This window comes from Streptomyces zagrosensis (genome assembly GCF_014203645.1).
Classification (GTDB): domain Bacteria; phylum Actinomycetota; class Actinomycetes; order Streptomycetales; family Streptomycetaceae; genus Streptomyces; species Streptomyces zagrosensis.
Genome location: NZ_JACHJL010000003.1, coordinates 462484 through 481221, shown reverse-complemented (window position 1 = coordinate 481221; position 18738 = coordinate 462484). Strand labels below are relative to the sequence as shown.

The 18738-nt window shown below is 70.1% G+C and carries 17 protein-coding genes; 7 read left to right on the top strand and 10 right to left on the bottom strand.

Annotated features, from left to right (window positions below; genetic code table 11):
* Window positions 1-50: 50 nt before the first annotated feature.
* From FHS42_RS08860 to FHS42_RS08850, 3 genes are all read right to left on the bottom strand, one after another.
* Window positions 51-1502, bottom strand: coding sequence for an erythromycin esterase family protein (locus FHS42_RS08860; protein WP_184570564.1), 1452 nt, complete (start codon window positions 1500-1502; stop codon window positions 51-53).
* Between the two features lie 262 nt (window positions 1503-1764).
* Entirely contained in the window at window positions 1765-2415 is a 651-nt protein-coding gene (locus tag FHS42_RS08855; RefSeq protein WP_184570563.1) for a GNAT family N-acetyltransferase, read from the bottom strand.
* A gap of 219 nt (window positions 2416-2634) precedes the next feature.
* On the bottom strand, window positions 2635-2856 hold the full coding sequence (locus FHS42_RS08850; RefSeq protein WP_184570560.1) for a hypothetical protein: 222 nt from the start codon (window positions 2854-2856) through the stop codon (window positions 2635-2637).
* 222 nt (window positions 2857-3078) lie between these two features.
* Between FHS42_RS08850 and FHS42_RS08845 the strand changes: the two genes are divergently transcribed.
* Complete coding sequence (locus tag FHS42_RS08845; RefSeq protein ID WP_184570558.1) at window positions 3079-3999, top strand: L,D-transpeptidase family protein; 921 nt, start codon at window positions 3079-3081, stop codon at window positions 3997-3999.
* A 475-nt stretch (window positions 4000-4474) separates the two neighbouring features.
* Here the strand turns inward: FHS42_RS08845 and FHS42_RS08840 are convergent, their stop codons facing one another.
* The 4 genes from FHS42_RS08840 to FHS42_RS08825 all read right to left on the bottom strand — a co-directional run bounded on the left by FHS42_RS08840 (window position 4475) and on the right by FHS42_RS08825 (window position 11119).
* A complete protein-coding gene (locus FHS42_RS08840) occupies window positions 4475-6022 on the bottom strand; it encodes a hypothetical protein (protein WP_184570556.1) in 1548 nt (515 codons plus the stop codon).
* A 476-nt stretch (window positions 6023-6498) separates the two neighbouring features.
* Window positions 6499-7344: an RNA polymerase sigma factor gene (locus tag FHS42_RS08835; protein ID WP_184570788.1), complete on the bottom strand. Its 846-nt coding sequence runs from the start codon at window positions 7342-7344 to the stop codon at window positions 6499-6501.
* 78 nt (window positions 7345-7422) lie between these two features.
* Complete coding sequence (locus tag FHS42_RS08830; protein WP_246494382.1) at window positions 7423-8358, bottom strand: DUF4328 domain-containing protein; 936 nt, start codon at window positions 8356-8358, stop codon at window positions 7423-7425.
* A gap of 955 nt (window positions 8359-9313) precedes the next feature.
* Window positions 9314-11119 carry a family 20 glycosylhydrolase gene (locus FHS42_RS08825; RefSeq protein ID WP_246494381.1) on the bottom strand — a complete coding sequence of 602 codons (1806 nt, stop codon included), beginning with the start codon at window positions 11117-11119 and terminating at the stop codon, window positions 9314-9316.
* Between the two features lie 603 nt (window positions 11120-11722).
* Here FHS42_RS08825 and FHS42_RS36765 point away from each other — a divergent pair.
* The 5 genes from FHS42_RS36765 (at window position 11723) to FHS42_RS08800 (ending at window position 15810) form a co-directional block, all read left to right on the top strand.
* Window positions 11723-12202, top strand: coding sequence for a 2-oxo-4-hydroxy-4-carboxy-5-ureidoimidazoline decarboxylase (locus FHS42_RS36765; RefSeq protein ID WP_246494428.1), 480 nt, complete (start codon window positions 11723-11725; stop codon window positions 12200-12202).
* Between the two features lie 204 nt (window positions 12203-12406).
* On the top strand, window positions 12407-12787 hold the full coding sequence (gene sdhC / locus FHS42_RS08815; protein WP_184570550.1) for a succinate dehydrogenase, cytochrome b556 subunit: 381 nt from the start codon (window positions 12407-12409) through the stop codon (window positions 12785-12787).
* A gap of 2 nt (window positions 12788-12789) precedes the next feature.
* Window positions 12790-13260, top strand: a complete 471-nt coding sequence (locus tag FHS42_RS08810) for a succinate dehydrogenase hydrophobic membrane anchor subunit (RefSeq protein ID WP_184570548.1) — start codon at window positions 12790-12792, stop codon at window positions 13258-13260.
* Window positions 13261-13282: 22 nt separating this feature from the next.
* Window positions 13283-15037 (top strand): succinate dehydrogenase flavoprotein subunit, encoded by a 1755-nt coding sequence (gene sdhA, locus FHS42_RS08805; protein ID WP_184570546.1) that lies wholly within the window; start codon window positions 13283-13285, stop codon window positions 15035-15037.
* Window positions 15037-15810 (top strand): succinate dehydrogenase iron-sulfur subunit, encoded by a 774-nt coding sequence (locus tag FHS42_RS08800; RefSeq protein ID WP_184570544.1) that lies wholly within the window; start codon window positions 15037-15039, stop codon window positions 15808-15810. Before sdhA ends, FHS42_RS08800 begins: the two co-directional genes overlap by 1 nt.
* Window positions 15811-15935: 125 nt before the next feature.
* On the opposite strand, the gene FHS42_RS08795 is transcribed toward FHS42_RS08800, so the two are convergent.
* Window positions 15936-16133, bottom strand: coding sequence for a hypothetical protein (locus FHS42_RS08795; protein WP_184570543.1), 198 nt, complete (start codon window positions 16131-16133; stop codon window positions 15936-15938).
* A 53-nt stretch (window positions 16134-16186) separates the two neighbouring features.
* Window positions 16187-16630: a MerR family transcriptional regulator gene (locus FHS42_RS08790; RefSeq protein ID WP_184570541.1), complete on the bottom strand. Its 444-nt coding sequence runs from the start codon at window positions 16628-16630 to the stop codon at window positions 16187-16189.
* Between the two features lie 203 nt (window positions 16631-16833).
* Here FHS42_RS08790 and FHS42_RS08785 point away from each other — a divergent pair, with 203 nt between their 5' ends.
* Window positions 16834-17619 (top strand): alpha/beta fold hydrolase, encoded by a 786-nt coding sequence (locus tag FHS42_RS08785; RefSeq protein ID WP_376772550.1) that lies wholly within the window; start codon window positions 16834-16836, stop codon window positions 17617-17619.
* Between the two features lie 116 nt (window positions 17620-17735).
* On the opposite strand, the gene FHS42_RS08780 is transcribed toward FHS42_RS08785, so the two are convergent.
* On the bottom strand, window positions 17736-18677 hold the full coding sequence (locus FHS42_RS08780) for an aldo/keto reductase (RefSeq protein WP_184570539.1): 942 nt from the start codon (window positions 18675-18677) through the stop codon (window positions 17736-17738).
* Between the last annotated feature and the right edge of the window lie 61 nt (window positions 18678-18738).

Here is an 18738-nt window from a genome sequence, read left to right as displayed (position 1 = left end):
CACCTGCGCCCAGTCCTCCCGGCCCACCGCCGCCTCCCTCCCCCTCCCCGTCAGGGAAGCCAGTCCAGCGGGCTCACCCTCGGCACCCACGCCACCACGTCGAACCACTCGGTGAGTCGGCCGCCCGCGATGTGGTGGTCCGCGTCTCGCTCCGCCTCGTAGAGCGGACCGATCACCCGTACCTTGGCCGGGGCGGCGAACCAGGCGTGGGCGGCGACTGGTTGGGGGGCGCGTAGGTCGAGGAGGTAGGGGTCGGGGCGTGCGGCGCTGAGGACGGCGTCGGCGAGTTCGGGGGACGGTGGCGCAATGGAGTGGATCGCCTCGCCGGTGCCGAACATCAGGGCCGCCGAGACATAGCCGGCGCCGAAGTGTCGCCGTAGCGCCCCGCCCTCATTCCACCGCGTGGCGGGGGACGCGGGTGCGGGCGGGAAGGAGACGGTGAGTGGGGCGCCGTTCGCGGTGTGGCCCAGCCCGCTCCAGAAGGCGATCTTGTGGCCGGTGTGCTCGTGCCACCAGATCGCGTTCTCGGCCATCAGCGAGGGGGTGTCGTCGATACCCGAGAAAGCGCCGTCGATGCCGCCAGCGGCACCTTCGTCGCTGCTGGCCAGCGCTCCGCCCGGGGCGCCGCTGGCGTGATGCGCGTAGTAGCCCTCGATCACCCGCGTATGGCGCAGCGCGAGCGCCTGGGCGTCGCTCGGTGGCAGGCTCGCCACGAGTGCGCGGGCCTGTCGCGCGCGGTCGCGGATGGGGCGCTGGTCGGGCAGTTCGACGTACCAGCGGCCGTGCTCTGCCATCGACTGGGACGGGCGCAGCTCCGCGTACAGGTCTGTGAGTTCGGGCAGCCGTTTCGGGGCCGAAGTGCGGACGTGGTCGGTTACCGCGTCGTAGGAGTGCGCCTGCACCGCGCCGTAGTCGAGGCCGACGATGCGTACCTGGTCATCGGGGTGGCGCTGGTTGAAGGCGCGTATCCAGTGCAGTACGGCCAGGAACTCCGCGCTGCGGTGTGGCTTCCACGCGTCGGCGAGCAGTTCACGCGGGCCCACCGGTCCGTCGCCGCCGTAGCCGGGCACCACGGCGCCGCGCACGTACGCGTCGTACTGGAGCCCCTTCGACCAGTCCTCGTCCAGGGCCAGCGAGCGAAATCCCAACTCCTCCACGAGGTAGCGGAATAACTGGTGCTTGAGGGTGGTCAGTTCGGCCGCGCCCCGGGTCGCCTCGCCGAGGCCGACGATGCGCGCCTCGCCGATCATGGTGCGTAGCGGCGCGAGTTGGTTGAGGGGGGCGCGGGCGCCGAGGTCCGGGAGCGGGTGCGCGTGGGCCGCGATCCAGTGCCGCACGGTTGCCGCTGCCGCCCCGCCGTCCTCGCCCCCGCTCCGCTCGGAGCCGAGCACCGACGCGGTGGGAGGCTTGGCCGGGGGCGTGGTCGCGGGGTCAGGTTCGGGTTCGGGGCCTGGGCCGGGTTCGGGGACGGGTTCGGATGGCGGGCTGGTGGGCGCGTGCATGGCGTGCTCCTCGGTCGTGGCGCCCGGGCCGGGGCCAGGACGGTGGGGCAGATATCGGGACGGGCTGTTCCATGGACTGCCTATGCTCCGTGGACTGCCTAGTGGATGCTGCTGGGGGTATGGAGGGAAGACGGTTGTGCGGACAACTCCCACCCTCTGTCCTCAACCTCTGTTCAGGTCAAGGGCTGCGGCGCGATGCGCCACATCCGGCCCCACTCGCACCACACATCACGCACGTCACATGCCCACCTCCCCCAGGCGGCTACGCCGCGTCCAGGCCGAACAGCGGCCGGCATGGGTCGAGGCCGGTGATGGTCACCGGAACGCCGTCGCTCGGCCGCCAGTGCGCACGCAGTAGCCGCAGCCTGCGCAGCGTCGCTGGCCGGCCCTGGGACACGACGCGCTGCACGCCGTCCGGTGCGTAGCCGAGCTTGCGCGACACCCCGTACGAGCGCGCGTTGTCCTCGAACGCGGACGTGACCGCCTCCCGGGCGCCGAGCCCGGCGAAGGCGAGGTGCAGGATGGCGGTACGCATCTCGGTGCCGATGCCCCGGCCCTGGTGTTTCAGACCCAGCCAAGAACCGGTGCTCACCGCGTGCAACACGGCGAAGTCCCGGGCCGCCAGCTCCTGTACGCCGAGGGGGTCGCCGTTCTGGAAGACGACCAGGTTCAGCGACCAGTCGGCCGGAGTCCAGTTGCCACGCAGCAGCCAGTGGTATTGGACCACCGAGCGCGCCCGCTCGGGCCCTGGAGCGTCGGTCCAGGGAACGGAGAACGGCATCTGGCCAGGTTGGTGCACGCCTTCGGCGGCGACGTCGGCCAGGGCGGCGAGTTCATCGTCATCGGGAAGCCGCAGTTCCAGGCGTGGCGTGGCGACGCGCAGCCCGGCCAGCGGCCAATGGTCGGTCAGCATGACTCATTGTCGGCGGGACGCACACCGACCGTCATACGGTTTTCCCCCGGGCCCCCGGGCCCCCGAGCCCCCGAGCCACCAAGCCACCAAGCCACCGGATCATCAGCCCACCCGGCCGCCAGCCCCGGTTCGCCGAGGCGCCAGAGCACCCGGCTGCCGGGGCATCGACAAGACGGGCGCCAACAAGGCGCCCGTCCAACGGCCCGCCCCAGCAGCTGCTCAAAACAGCGCCTGCTGCCCCGGCAACGCCGGGCCGTCCGCGCCGCCGAACAGCTTCGCCGGCGGTTCCGTGGTGAGCAGGGGCGCGATACGGCGCGAGCCGGGGCAGGACGTCAGCTCGTACGTGGCGCGCCGACCGGGCGGGTCGTGCCGTGCGAAGCGCCCGCCGACCACCGCGATCTCGCGCGTACAGACCGGACAGGTGCGGCGTGGAGAGGACATACCTCAGTGTCGCTCACGGCGCGGCTGTCGCTTCCGCCACCACCACTCCCCTCCTCTTCGGCTGGCTCGCGCTGTCGGACCGACTCGTCACCAGATACGGTTTCCTTCCGCCTCGCGTCCTGTTCACGCCGCTCGCCTCGCTTCGGCACGGCCCGAGGTTCGACACGCGGCGGCCCCGGGAATACGTGGAGGGGGAAACATCCGTGATGTGGGGGGCAGTAGATGCGCCAGATATCCGTGTCCGTCGTACGCGCCACGCTCGCCGCGGTAGCAGCGGCGGCCGTGACGACGGCCGCCACGGGGTGCGAGCCCGACACCGTGCAAGGCAGTGCGTCGCGGAGCGCGTCCGCCACCGAACAGCACAAGCGCAGTACGCCGCAACAGCGCACGCGTGAGGCCCCCGAGCCCGCGCGCACCACCCCGCGTACGCACCGCCCGAAGCCGAAGCCCTCCACACACCGGCCCGCGCCGCCCAAGCGCACCTGGCCGACACGTACCGCGAAGCCACTGCCGCCGCCGGTGCTCGCGGCCGGGGCGCGGAGCGAGACGGTACGGGAACTCCAGGCCCGGCTGCACCAACTCGGCCTCTTCACCCGCCAGCCGACCGGTTACTACGGCTCGGTCACCAGCGCGGCCGTCTCCGCCTTCCAGCGCGGCCACGGCCGCCCGGTCTCCGGCAGCCTCGACGCCAAGACCTGGTCCAAGTTGCGCGACCTGACGGAGCGGCCGAATCGCGATGCGATGTATCCGCCGACGTCTCATCCGATGGCCAAGCCGGACGCACGCTGTCTGACGGGGCGGACACTGTGCATCAGCAAGTCCAGCAGGACGCTGGCGTGGATGGTGAACGGCAAGGTCGTCGCCGCGATGGACGTTCGGTTCGGCTCGCAGTACACGCCGACGCGCGAGGGCACCTTCAAGGTGGACTTCAAGAGCCGTGACCACGTTTCGACGATCTATGACTCCCCGATGCCGTACGCCCTGTTCTTCAGCGGCGGTCAGGCGATCCACTACTCGTCGGACTTCGCCGCCCGTGGCTACAGCGGTGCCTCCCACGGCTGCGTCAACGTCCGCGACGAGAAGAAGATCGCCGCAGTCTTCGCCCAGGTGAAGGCGGGTGACAAGGTGGTCGTCTACCGGTAGATGACCACGGGTGGTTACGCGCAGAGGCGAGTTGAGGTGTGCGTGGTGCTCCGTGGACGCGGAACGCACCGGGCCGGAGCTTTTGCCCGAAGCCGGTGATTCGAAGCAGGTGACTCGAAGCCGGTGCGTACGCACCGGGAGGCGCGGCTAAGCGGTACGGGCTGACTGTGGTTGCCTGTGCTGCCGCGCCCAAGGGCAGCGGTGCGGTGAGGGGGCGCGGGCAGGGCCGGGGGAACGTGCCCCACCCGCGCCAGTTGCGCGCAGCCGTAGGTACGGGGGGAACCCCGGCTTGCGCGCGGCCGATGACCAGTCGGCCCGTTCCATTCTGCGCCGTCGCCGAAGAAAACGTCACACCTAATCGGTTCTGACCGGCACACGTTGCCCCACAGCGGGCATTTCTTACCTGTTAGTCCCCTTTATCCGAGCGGAAGATCGGCCGACATGACCCGTTCGCCGCGCGTGCGGACGGGGGCATTCAGTGGTTGGTGGCGGGAATTACCGTTTCGGTCACCGTGGGGCTGGACGATGACGTGTGTGACGGCGTGGGTGTGGGTGAGGGGCTGCCACCGTTTCCCGGAGGCTTTCCAGCATCGCCGCCACCGTCGCTGTGGCCGCCGTCATGGTCACCATCACCCGGGCCCCCGCCGTGCTCCCCATCGTGATCGCCACCGTGGTCACCGGCGGGACCACCATCTTGATGACCACCACCGCCACCACCGCCGGGGCGTGAGCCGCCTTCGCCGCTCCCACCGCTCAGAACGCCCTTGCAGAATGTGCGTACCGCGTCAGCGCCACCCGCCGCGCGTTCCAGCTTGAGTAGCGTGTGCGAGTCGAGGGCGGTGTCCTCGCCGTTCTTCGTCGCGACGTACTCCCGACACATCGCCACGACCCAACGCTTCTTGTTCGGGTCGGGCGTCCACCGCGGGGGCTGCTGACTGGGACGACCATCGCTCCCAGTGTCGGCGCCTTCCTGGCCGTGGTCGCCGCCGGGGTCGTCCGTATCGCCGACACCGGGGCTGGGATGCATGCCGGGGTCCGGGCTGCCATCGCCCGGGGGCGCGGATGCGGGACCGGTGGAGCCGACGCCGTCCTCGTACGCCGGCGCGGACCCGCTCGGCCCGACAGACGACGCCTCGCTCGCTTCGCTGATCTTCGGTTGCGGCAACTGGCCATGAGGGCTTTCGGCCGCGGTCACGCTGGAGGCCGGTGCGGGCTGCGGGCCGCTGCGAAACGGCGTCGGCAGCATTCCCGTACCGGTCGCGACGGCAACACCGCCGAGGGCGCAACCCACCAGGGCTGCGGCGAAGCCAGCGCGCAGCGGGCGACCCACTGATGATGGCCTCCCCGGGGTGGTCTTTCCCCTGCGGCCCGGGCCGGTGTCCGCCCGGCCGACGACGCCGGTTGCCGCCGGTCCGAAGGCGTTGCGCCTGGCGCGCGCACCGACCAACGTGCCGCGCCCCTGCGGGGACGCGCCGCGAGCACCGTAGCCCTGAGCATCGGCGCCTTGGGTATCGGCGCCTTGGGTATCGAGGCCCCGGACGTCGGCGCCTGGGGCATCGGTGCCTGGAACATCGGGGCCAGGAACGCCAGTTCCGCGAGCGCTAGCCCCCCGGGCGGGCCCGTGCGCCGTTGGGCCACCGGTGCCGGCCCCGCGAACGCCTGGGACCCCGCCCGTTGCGGGCCCGCCCAGCACCGGGCCGGTGATCTGTGGTGCCGGCCGACCCGGTTCGCCGGGCGCGCGGCGTTCGGTGATCTGCGATGTCGCGCCCGCTCCGCGCGGCCCGGCCCCGGGCGCCTCGGCTGGTAGCGCGCCGGGCCCTGACAGCGCGGCGGCGGCCCGCGCCGCGCGGAACGCCGCGACCGCGGCCTCCTCGCCGGGCATCGGGCGGTCCAGGCGCACCGCGTGGGCCAACGGGCCCATCGCCTCGTCGGCCACCGCCGCGAGCACGCCCGCGAGGCGCTTCGCCGCGAGGTGGTCCGCCCCGTCCTGAACCGGCGTGGACCGGCCCGCAACCGCCCCCACAGCGGGTGTTTCGGCGTCGGCCGAGGCCGACGCCGCTTTGCCCGCCCGGTCACCGGCCCCAACTGGAGCACCCGTTCTCGTCGCGGCACCCGATCCGGCCGGGACATCTCCCGTCAGAGCGTCCCCAGTTGGAACACCTTCCGCCGGACCGCCGGCTGTGGCACGTCCAGTGGAGGCACACCCATCGGAGGCACGGCCAGCGAACGTCGACGGACGCCCCGTGTCCCGGCCGCCATTGGACGCGGTCCGCACTCTGGCGATTCGTACGGCCTCGGACGGCCCCCGCCCAGTCCGTACCGCAACATCCGCAACGTCCGCAACGTCCGTGGCATCCGCGGCATCCGCGGCATCCGCGGCATCCGCAGGGTCTTCGCTGTCCGTCGCGCCGAACCCGCCCGGGCCATCCACCGGAGCGCCGCGTAGCAAACGCTCCACGGCATCATCATCCAGCCAGCCGTACTGGTGCTTGTCGGCCATCACATGTCCCTCTGCGTCCGCGGGCACGAATCCGTCACACTCGCGGACGCCGCCGCGCCACTGCGCCCCAGGCGCTGCGCCGAGAGCGCCTCCCCCGTGGCATCCGCTCCCACCACCTCGGTTGGTGTGCCGTCTCGGCCAGCGAACGCCGCTGCTCCCGGCCGTACGGAAGATCCCGTTCCGCGGCGCGGCAGCGGGCCGGATTCCGTCGCCACCGTGCCCTCCACACGACCCGCTCCCGGCGGCGACCCGGCGGCGGCGCCACCCATAACAGCGCTGGCCACCGGCTCATCCACAGGCCCCTCGATGAGATCGGCGAGCCGCCGCAATCCGCGGTGTGCCGAGGTGCGTACGGCACCGGGCCGCTTGCCGAGCACCCCGGCCGCGCTCTTCGCGTCAAGGCCGACGACGACCCGTAGCACCACAGCCTCGGCCTGGTCCCTGGGCAACTGGGCGATGAGCGCAAGGGTGCGCCCGGTGCCAAGCGACTCCAGGGCCTCGCGTGCGGTGTCGGCGTCGGCTGCCCGGTCCGCGAGTTCGGTCTCATCCCCGCCAATGGCCGGGCGCCGCCCGCGCATGCGGATGTGATCGAGCGCCCGGTTGCGGGCGATACGCGCCGCCCAACCCCGAAATCGATCCGCGTCCCCGTCGAACCTGCCGAGGTCTCGCGCTATTTGCAGCCAGGACTCCGAGGTGACGTCTTCCGCATCCGACTCACCAACCAGCGTCCGGACGTACCCGAGCAGCCGCGGATGCACGGACCGATAGACGGTCCGGAATGCGGCCTCGTCCCCGTCCTGCGCCGCGCACACCGCGGCGGTCAGTTCCCCGTCGTCCCCCTGCACGCCCTCAACCTGCTCCACTTGGAGTATCCGCTGCTCAGCGGCGCCGTACGTGGTCGTCGTCCGGGCCGCCCGTCAGTGTCAGTATCCGGCGGGACCGGAGCCATACGGGTTCTGCTGCCCCGGCGCCTGCTGCTGCCCGGACCCCGGCGGCGTGCCAGGGTCACCGCCGAACTGCTGTCCACCGTACTGCTGGCCGCCGTAGGGCGCGGCACCCCCGTAGGGCTGGGTCGTCCCGTAGGGCTGCCCGCCCTGCACTCCGTACGGCTGGGCACCCTGGACCCCGTACGGCTGGGCGCCGCCCATGCCACCGAACGGGTCCGAGCCGGCGCCGCTCTGCGGCGGCAGCAGGGCGCGCTGCTGCTGCATGCCGGTGATCTGCCGGACGACGAGGATGGCGAGGATCGCGGAGGCGATGGTCACCACGTACCCGAACATATGGAGGGCGAGGGCCGAATGGGCGTCCTCCGCGGCGTTCCTGGTGATGAAGTGGAAGCTCTCTTCCGCCTCGTTCTTCGCGTTGCTGTACCTGGTCGCTGCCAACCCGAAGATCACGCCGCCCGAGATCCACGTCACCCACCAGGCATTGAGCAGGCCCCGCGGCACGCTGTGTGGGCCCTGCGGGGAGCTGGCCCGCCAGATGTCGTTGGCGATCTGCTTGGGGAACCAGAGGTTCACCACCGGCGTGAACCAGGCGCCCGCCGCCCAACCGGAGGTGAACCGGTGCTGCCCCGGCGCAAATGTCTCGGCGTTCAACCGCAGCCGCCGGAACCAGATGGCCCACACGACAGCGATGGCCACCATGACCAGGCTGCTCAGGACAAACATGCCGAGGTAGAAGGCGTCGGCATCCTCGATCTCGTCCCGGGTGACGTGCTTTCCGTCGAGTTGGTCGCCGAGTTGGCTGTACTGGCCGCCACGTGCGATCAAAGCGAGCACCAGCGCCGCGATCGCCACCCCGAACAACACCATGAGCGCCGTGGACAGCCCGCGCCGCAGATCGGCTGGGGCGGTCATGCCCATGCCGTACGGGCCGGGGGCCGGATAGCCAAGGGGAGGGGCGCTTGGCAGTGGCTGCTGCTGTTGCTGCTGGTAGGAGCCGCACGCAGCGCAGCGCCCATCAGCGCCGACGGCGACAGCGCGGCAATTCCCGCACGGATACATTTCAGTCCCCCTGGCACACGGCCGATCGTCCAGGCCGCGAAGAGATAAGCAATCGCCGCGCCCAGCGGCGCGGACCAGCACGTTACGGGCATCCGCTAGGCCGCGTCCAGACCGGCATCGAGGGCCCGGTGTGACGCATTCGGGGTGCGTGGCGCTGTAGGTGATACGGGCTCGTAAACGGGCCCGTCTCGTACGGCGGTCGGGGCCTCTCCTGTGGGGGGTGGCGGCCCCGACCGTCTTGAGGCTTTTTAGGGCTCTGACCTGCGGCGATGTGGCGGCCAGACCCCCGCGTGACCAACGGCGTGACCAACGCGTTTGCCGATTCACTCAGGCTCACTCAGACCGATGCGCCGCGCCGTCCCAGCCGCCAGCTTGCGGGCCCCTTCGGCCCGCCGCTGACCGTACGAGTCACGATGTGTCTCGGGGAGTGGTGCCGGGCGTTCGCGGAGACTTCCACGGGGTTTCTTCCGGCCTCCACACCCTTCAGTGACCTTGCTGTGGCGCCAGTCGTGCAGGCGCAGCGCTTCGGGGAAGCGCAGCCTCGTCTCTGCTGCCTCCGCGTACGCCCCTGCCTTCTGGCGGCGATCCGCTGCGCTTGCGGCCCTCTTCCAAGGGATGGAGGAGGGCCGCGAGTCGTGCCTACCGGCTACGCACCTTCTGAGCATCAGGCAGCACCATGGGTGATGCCGATCTAGCCGACCTGGGGCCCAGGATCTATGTCCAGGCCCAGCCCACGCACGCGCGGCGGCCCGCTCTCTTCACGGCGAGGGCGGGTCATCAGGAAAGGCCCTGGGGTGTCGGCCACCACTCACCGCGGCGCCGCCACCTCATCCCCCAGCGCCGCGAATTGCGCCCACGGCAGCGACGGTTGACGCGGGTCCCATACGCGTTGCGCCAGGGCGCGCAGGGGCGCGCGGATGCCGCGCGCTACCTGTTCTGTTGTTTGCGCGCCGGAGATATCGCACCAGATCGCAAACCGTCCACCCAACACCCTCTCCGGACCGGCGAGTTCGGCCGGTACCGGCTGGCTGCCCCGCAGGACCCGAGGCGACCACTGCTCGTAGATCCGCCGGCCCGTCGGGTACGGGAAGTCGTTCGGCTCACCGAGTACGTAGTAGAGGTACTCGTCGTTCGCGTTGATCACTGGACGGCCCTGCCGCAGATACTCCTCGGGCTGTCGGGCGCCGATCTCCTTGCCCGTCCAATACTCCACCTCCCGATCGTTGTCGGCGTGCACCACACCGCCCCGGAAGAAGCCGTCGTTCCACGCCTTGACCCTGGCCCCGGCCCGCCGGGCGACCTTTGCGCGGTCGTTGAGCCAGCCGGTGGCCAGGTCCTGCACCCGCGCTCCGGACCCATACTTCTTCTCGGCCCGCTCAGCCAACTCCGGGAAGGTGCCTTCCGGGTCGCGCACGGTCAGGGCCTGGTACTCGTCCCCGCCGAGATGCCAGTACGGGCCGCCGCCGCTCTTGGTCGCGAACAGCGGGGCGAACTCGCGGAGCAGATCGTCCAGGATGCGGGCCGCGCCCGGTGCGGAGATGTCGATCGTGCCGCGCGGCGCGTGACCGTCCGTGCCGCGCAGTTGCAGAGACGGGTGGGCGCGGATCACCGTGCCGAGATGGCCGGGCGAGTCGATCTCCGGAATCACCGCGATGTGCAGTTGGTCGGCCAACCGCACGATTCGCCGCACCTGCGCCTTGGTCAGATGCGGATCGGAGACGATCTCCGGATGTGAGCTGCTCTCGATCCGGAAGCCCTGGTCGTCCGAGAAGTGCAGCCCGATCTGGTTGAGCTTGAGGTCGGCCGCCTCCCGCACCCGGGCTTCGAGCCAACTCGCCGGGAAGTGCTTGCGCGACGTGTCGATCATGAGCCCGCGCTGTGGGCGGTCCGGGCGATCCCGTACGACACCGGCGGGCAACCGCCCGTCGCCGGAGCGCAGTGCCTGTCGGACGGTGCGGGTGCCGTAGAAGACGCCCGCGTCATCGGAACCGGTGATCAACGCCTGCCCGTCCCGCACCGTCAGGACGTACGCCTCACGGGCCAGCCGCGCCGCCACCTCCCGGGCCGCGGCGCTCCGCGCGTCCGGCGCCTTCCCCTTCCCCCGCTCACTCCTGATCTGCTGCCTGCTCCTGGTTTCCGCCGCTACCTCGCGCCCCTTTTCGTCATCCTTCTTTGTATTTCCTGTCTTTTCGTTGCGCAGGGCGAGAGCGAGGTCGCCTCGGCGGGGTGGGCCAGCGGAGGAGGAGAGCTTGAGTTCGTGGGCGAGCCGCTTGGCCTCGTCGGCGAGCGGGCCCTTGGGGTCGGCAACGATGCGGGAGTCCGGGCCCGGCCGCCAACCTGGGCCGCCCTCGGGAGCATACGAACGTACTGCCGGCACCACCCGCGGCGCGGGCGGCGCCTTCGCCGAGCCGAGGGGGCGCGGCGACCGGCCGTCGAGGGGCGGCTGGCCATCCGGGCCGGTCGGCGAGGCCGAATCGGAACCTGACCGGTGCGCGGGCCCCGAATCGTCGTCGCCTGGCCATCCCAGTACGGCCAGCGTGATCGCCAAGGCGGCCACGATCACGAGGGCACCGGCGATGACGGCGGCCTTGGGCACTGAGCGAGGCATCCTCATGGCGCAAATCTCCCACTAAGGCGTTAAATAGGGCGAACAGCCAAGGCGTAGCGTCCATCACTCGCACGAAAACTCTCTCGTTCGAGTGAAAAACACGCCGCACTAGGTCCACACCGCGGGGGTGTCGCTACGGTGACCTCCGCCTCCCCCTCCCCTTGCACCCCTCTCCCCACCCTCTCCTCTCGGCCTTCTTCGCCTCCGCACCCCGACACCTCTTCTTCCCATTCCCTTTCCCTCATCGCCTCTCTTCTGTCACCTATCCGTCACCTACTGCCCCACCCTGCTCTCATGGCCCGTCGCTCTGCCCGTACTTCCGTTCCCTTCCTGTTCGCTGCTTTTTCCTTTTGGCCTGCCAATCCCGAGGAGGCCACGCTGTCCAGCGACGCCCCGGACGTGCTGCCCGGCCCGCCGACCGCCCCGGCGCAACACGAACCGCACGCCCATACCCTGCACACCCACGCCCCGTCCGCTGCGTCCGCCCTACGGGCCTCACCCGCCCCGGCCGACACGCCCACCCCGACCGACGTATCCGAGGTATCCGAGGTATCCGACGTACAGCCGGACTCGGCCCCGTCGCCGGCTCTCGCGCCCGCCGCCTGCGCGCTGGATCGGTTCAACGCTGCCCCGGACGGGGCCGCCGAGGCCGCGCTGCTGGCCTGTTGCGGCAGCCGCCGCTGGGCGCGCCGGATCGCCGGGCACCGCCCCTATCCCGATCTGGCTGCGCTGCTCGCCGCCGCCGCCGAGGCGAGCTACGACCTCACCTCGACCGACCTCACGGAGGCGCTGGCCGACGAATCCGTCGTCCAACACCCGCCCTCCGGCTCGCAGGGACCGGGCACGCTCGCCGCGCATACCGCGCTGCGGGCGGCGCATGCCGCGTACGAGAGCAAGTTCGGACACGTCTTCGTGCTGTGCCTGGACGGCGTCCCGCAAGAGGAGGTACTCGGCCAGGTACTGGCCTCGATCCGTACCCGGCTAGGTCACCAGGACGAGAAGGAGCGGGAGGTGGCCGCGGACGAGTTGCGCCGCGTGGCACAAGGACGGCTCGCCCACCTCGCGGCGACTACCCCCCGTGGAAGCTGACGCTCCGCGGTCGCCAGGCCGCACGCGGTGCACCTGACCAGCCCTGGCCTACGCCGTACGTGGCTGATTGATCACACCACCGGACCCCGGCGCGGGGAACCGACAACACGTCGCTACGATGGCCAGGGCCGGTGGACCATACCCGGCCGGGCCCGACCGACAGTGAAGCCGGTGGCCCCAATCCCCGCTCCCGGAGGGTTTTCCGTGCCGGCTGGAACGCTGTACCGCGGCCGGGAAGGCATGTGGTCCTGGGTGGCTCATCGAGTCACCGGCGTGACCATTTTCTTCTTCCTGCTCGTCCATGTTCTGGACACCGCACTCGTCCGTGTCTCACCCGAGGCGTACGACGAAACGATCGCGATTTACAAGAATCCCGTAGTGAACCTGATGGAGTACGGCCTCGCCGCGGCCGTTCTCTTCCACGCGCTCAATGGCCTGCGGGTCATCGCCGTGGACTTCTGGTCGAAGGGTCCGCGGTACCAAAAGCAGATGCTCTGGGTCTCGGTGGGTCTTTGGGTCGTCCTGATGGCCGGCGCCTTCTACCCGATCATGGAGCACTCCCTGCGCGACCTCTTCGGGAGCTGATGATGGCGACTGACACGACCCCTGCGATCAACGACGCGGTCCCGGCGTACGACGTCGAGCACCCCGCCCCGCTCATCGAGCCGCCCCGGGCGCGCACCTCAAAGACGCCGAAGGGCAGCCGGACCAACTTCGAGCTGTACGGCTGGCTGTTCATGCGGCTGTCCGGCATCGTGCTCACGGTCCTGGTCCTTGGCCACCTGCTGATCCAGCTGGTGATCGACGGCGGTGTCTCCCGGCTCGGCTTCGCCTTCGTCGCCGGTCGCTGGGCCTCGCCGTTTTGGCAGGCGTGGGACCTGGTGATGCTGTGGTTGGCGATGCTGCACGGCGCCAACGGGCTGCGCACCATCATCAACGACTACGCGGAGCGCGACCAGACCCGCTTCTGGCTGAAGACGGTGCTCTACTGCGCCACCGTGTGGACCATCCTGCTGGGCACGCTGGTGATCTTCACCTTCGACCCGAACATCCGCTAGAGCCCGGGGCTGACGCATACCGATGAAGATCCACAAGTACGACACCGTCATCGTCGGCGCCGGTGGCGCCGGGATGCGCGCGGCCATCGAGTCGACCAAGCGCAGCCGGACCGCCGTCCTGACGAAGCTCTACCCCACCCGCTCCCACACCGGCGCGGCGCAGGGCGGCATGGCCGCCGCCCTGGCCAACGTCGAGGAAGACAACTGGGAGTGGCACACCTTCGACACGATCAAGGGCGGCGACTACCTGGTTGACCAGGACGCCGCCGAGATTTTGGCGAAGGAGGCCATCGACTCGGTCCTCGACCTGGAGAAGATGGGCCTGCCGTTCAACCGCACCCCAGATGGCACCATCGATCAGCGCCGGTTCGGTGGCCACTCACGCAACCACGGTGAGGCCCCGGTCCGCCGGTCCTGCTACGCCGCGGACCGTACCGGCCACATGATCCTCCAAACGCTGTACCAGAACTGCATCAAGGAGGGCGTGGAGTTCTTCAACGAGTTCTACGTCCTTGACCAGCTCATCACCGAGGTGGACGGCGTCAAGAGGTCGGCCGGTGTGGTCGCGTACGAGCTGGCCACCGGCGAGATCCACGTCTTCCAGGCGAAGGCCGTCATCTACGCGTCCGGCGGCTGCGGCAAGTTCTTCAAGGTGACCTCCAACGCGCACACCCTCACCGGCGACGGCCAGGCGGCCGTGTACCGGCGCGGGCTGCCGCTAGAGGACATGGAGTTCTTCCAGTTCCACCCGACGGGCATCTGGCGCATGGGCATCCTGCTCACCGAGGGCGCCCGTGGTGAGGGCGGCATCCTGCGGAACAAGGACGGTGAGCGCTTCATGGAGAAGTACGCACCCGTCATGAAGGACCTCGCCTCGCGTGACGTCGTCTCCCGCTCGATCTACACCGAGATCCGCGAGGGCCGCGGCTGCGGACCCGAGGGCGACCACGTCTTCCTGGACCTGACGCACCTGCCGCCGGAGCAGCTCGACGCCAAGCTGCCGGACATCACCGAGTTCGCGCGGACCTACCTGGGCATCGAGCCGTACACCGACCCGATTCCGATCCAGCCCACCGCGCACTACGCGATGGGTGGCATCCCGACCAACGTCCAAGGCGAGGTGCTGGCCGACAACGACACCGTCGTACCCGGCCTGTACGCCGCCGGCGAGGTCGCCTGCGTCTCGGTGCACGGAGCGAACCGACTCGGCACCAACTCGCTGCTCGACATCAATGTCTTCGGCCGTCGCGCGGGCATCGCCGCCGCCGAGTACGCCACCAAGGCCGAGTACGTCGAGCTGCCCGACGACCCGGCGTCGCTCGTGGTCGAGCAGGTCGAGCGGCTGCGGGACTCGACCGGCACCGAGCGGGTCACCGAGATCCGCAAGGCGCTCCAGGAGACGATGGACGCCAACGTGATGGTGTTCCGCACCGAGCAGACCATCAAGACGGCGGTCGAGGCGATCGGCGCGCTGCGCGAGCGCTACCTCAACGTGTCCGTGCAGGACAAGGGCAAGCGGTTCAACACCGACCTCCTGGAGGCCATCGAGCTGGGCAACCTGCTCGATCTGGCCGAGGTGATGGCCGTCTCCGCGCTGGCCCGCAAGGAGTCGCGCGGCGGTCACTACCGCGAGGACTACCCGAGCCGCGACGACGTCAATTTCATGCGGCACACCATGGCGTACCGCGAGGTGGGTGCAGACGGCGTCGAGTCGATCCGGCTCGACTACAAGCCGGTCGTGCAGACCCGCTACGAGCCGATGGAGCGTAAATACTGATGAGCAGCGCGACCCTTGAGAAGAACTCATCGGCGCTGGCGGACGCCGAGTCATCCGCCGCGCACCTGGTCACGGTCACCTTCCGCATTCGCCGGTTCAACCCGGAGATCTCGGACCAGGCGATCTGGGAAGACTTCCAGTTCCAGATCGATCCCAAGGAGCGCGTCCTGGACGCCCTCCACAAGATCAAGTGGGACCTCGACGGCACCCTGACCTTCCGGCGTTCGTGCGCGCACGGCATCTGCGGCTCGGATGCGATGCGGATCAACGGCCGCAACCGGCTGGCGTGCAAGACGCTGATCAAGGACATCAACCCGCACAAGCCGATCACGGTCGAGCCCATCAAGGGCCTGACGGTCCTCAAGGACCTCGTGGTGGACATGGAGCCGTTCTTCCAGGCGTACCGCGACGTGATGCCCTTCCTGATCACCACGGGCAACGAGCCGACACGCGAGCGCCAGCAGTCCGCCGAGGACCGCAAGCGCTTCGATGACACGACCAAGTGCATCCTGTGTGCCGCGTGCACCTCCTCGTGCCCGGTGTTCTGGAATGACGGGCAATACTTCGGCCCGGCGGCGATCGTGGGCGCCCACCGCTTCATCTTCGACTCGCGTGACGAGGGCGGCGAGCAGCGACTGGAGATCCTCAACGACCGGGACGGCGTGTGGCGCTGCCGCACGACGTTCAACTGCACGGAGGCGTGCCCGCGTGGCATCGAGATCACCAAGGCGATCCAGGAAGTGAAGCGAGCGCTGATCACCCGCCGCTTCTGAGCTAACGGCTTGGCTGTTCGTACGGGCGTCTTACGCACCGACGCCATGGCGTGTACAGGGCCCCACTCCGGCTTCGGCCGGGCGGGGCCCTTTCGCATGAACAAGCTGAGCAGCCTTGGACGTGCTCATGGGGACTGGCCGCGCCGTACTGCGGCGAATGTGATACCGAGGACTCCGCCCGCGCCGCTGCCGAGCACCAAACCGATCGCCGTGTTGTTGAAGACCGTCAGCCCGAGCACGAGCCCGACTGCGATGCCGATCAGCATGCCTGCAACGAATCCTGTGCTGATGGACGGTGCTTCGGCGTCCTCGTTGTTCGTCACAGGCTCATTGTGCCGAACACGCCTTTTTACGCGCGATCCCATACGGCCAGCCTTCAAGGCTGGCCAAAAGTCAAGGCCGGGCCCGCGACGGAGACCGGCCCTGATGCTGAGGCGGGGGCAGGGGCGGGAGCGGTGACAGGGCTGGCAGGGGCGTCTGAGAGGGCCGCGTAGTCGGTCAGTGCGGCGCGGCGGCGCTGGAGTTCGGCGATCTCGCCGTCCAGCTTGGACAGCTGGCCGTCCACGATCTCCGTGAAGTGCGCGCACTCCCGTACGCCAGGGCCAGCGCTCTGGGTGCAGGGCAGTACCTCGCGGATGGCCTGCGTGTTCAGCCCGGTGGCCAGCAGTTCGCGCACTCGCTGGACGGTGTGCACGACGTCCGGCGCGTAGCGGCGGTAGTCGTTGCTGTCCCGCTCGGCCGCCAGCAGGCCCTGCTCCTCGTAGTAGCGCAGGAGCCTGGTGCTGACCCCCGTACGACGCGCCAGTTCGCCGATCCGCATCACACCCGGCCGTCCTTCCGTACCGACTTGACCTTCACACTGATGTCAATTGCCAACCTTTCGGCCATGACACAGATTCCCGCGGCCTCCACCGCCTCCGTTGTACGCCCCGGCTCCCCCACCGATGCCGCCTCCGTCTCGCGTTCCGACGCTGCTTCCGGTTCGCATTCCGGTTCGGGTTCGGGGGCCGGTTCTGGACTGCCGTGGCCCGCGCCGGTCGGGCCGCTCTCGACGCAGGTCACCGGTTCGGGCCCGGGGCTGCTGCTCGCGCATGGGGCCAGCGGCAGCATCGAGGGCAACTTCGTTCCGCTCATCCCGGCACTCGCCGCCGGCCACACCGTCGTCGCGCCCGACTACCCGGGCTCCGGTGCCACGCCGCGCGCCACCGGGCCGCTGATGCTGGACGGGCTCGCGACGCGTTGGTCGCGGAGGCGGTCACGGCCGGCGTGGAGACCTTCACTCTGATCGGCTATTCGCTGGGCACGGCCGTCGCCGTACGGGCCGCCGCCCGACACCCGGAACGCGTACGCGGCCTGGTCCTGACGGCCGGCCTCGCCAGGGCCGACAACCGGTTGCGGACCTCGCTCCACCTCTGGCTGCGGCTGCTGGCCCAGGACGATCGGCGGGCGTTCGCCGAGTTCGTGGCACTGACGGCGTTCGCGCCCGCGATGTACGAGAGCTTCACCGCCACCGAACTCGATCCGCTGCTCGAAGACATCGCCGCCTCGGTCCCGCCCGGCGCCCCCGAGCAGGCGGCCCTGGCGCTGACGGTGGACACCACGGCCGACCTTCCCCGCATCACCGTTCCCACGCTCGTCATCGCCACCACCGAGGACCTGCTGGTCTCCCCCGCCAACTCGCGCGTGCTGGCCGACGCCATCCCGGGCGCCGCCTACGCGGAGTTGGCAACCGGGCATCTGCCGATGGCGGAGCGGCCGGCGGAGTGGACGGAGCTGATCACGGAGTTCCTGGCCAAGCACGAGCTATGAGTTCGGCCGTGGTTCCTGTCGCACCCCGATTCCGAGCCCGGCCCCGGACCCGATTTCCCCCACCCTCGCCCCCGGCGCCGGCGCGTCGGCGCGCGTCACCGCAGCATTGGCACAGGTCACCGCGGTGACGGCGCGTCAATGTGGCACTTCGGCAATGCGGCATCCAGTTGTGCCAGTTCCGCCGCCTTGAGCTCGATCTCCGTGGCCCCGGCCGAGTCCTGGATCGAGGCCGGGCGACTGGACCCCGGTATCGGGATGACCGCCGGGGAGCGGGCCAGCAGCCATGCCAGGGCGATCTGTTGCGGGCTGACGCCGTGTTCGGCCGCGATGTGGTGAAAGGCGGTGCCCGCGGAGGCGGTGCCCGCGGAGGTGGTGCCCGCGGAGGTGGTGCCGGACGGGCCGTCCAGGGAACTGCGCGAGATGCCGCCCAGCGGGCTCCAGGGCAAGAAGGCCAGGCCGAGTCGGGTGCTCAGCTCCAGCGCGGGCTCGGCGTCGCGAGTGGCGGGGGAGAACTCGTTCTGCACGGACACGAGCGAAACGCCGAGGATGGCGTGGGCCTCGCTGATCTGGCCGGTGGTCACATTGGAGACCCCGGCGGCGCGGATGGTGCCGGCGTCGAGCAGATCGCGCAGCGCCCCAACCGATTCCGCCCACGGCACGTCAGGGTCGGGCTTGTGCACCTGGTACAGGCCGATGGCCTCCACTCCCAGGCGCTTGCGGGAAGCTTCAGCGGCGTCCTTGAGATGGGCGGGGGTGCCGGTGACGGTCCAGCTACCGTCGCCGGGGCGGCCCCGGCCTCCCTTGGTGGCGACGAGGACATGGGAGGTGTCGCCGCCGTAACGGGCCAGGGCGCGGGCGATGAGGAGTTCGTTGTGGCCGCGCTCGTCGGCGTGCCAGTGGTAGCTGTCGGCGGTGTCGATGAGCGTGACGCCGGCATCGAGGGCAGCGTGAATGGTCGCCACCGCTCGTTCCTCGTCCGGGCGGTGCTCGATGGACAGGGGCATGGCGCCCAAACCGATCGCGCTGACCGTGGTGCTCCCCAAGGTGCGGTACTTCATATGCGTCTGTTCTCCCGTGTTCGTGGTGCTCAGGGTGCCGGGTGCTCAGGTGCCGGGGGTG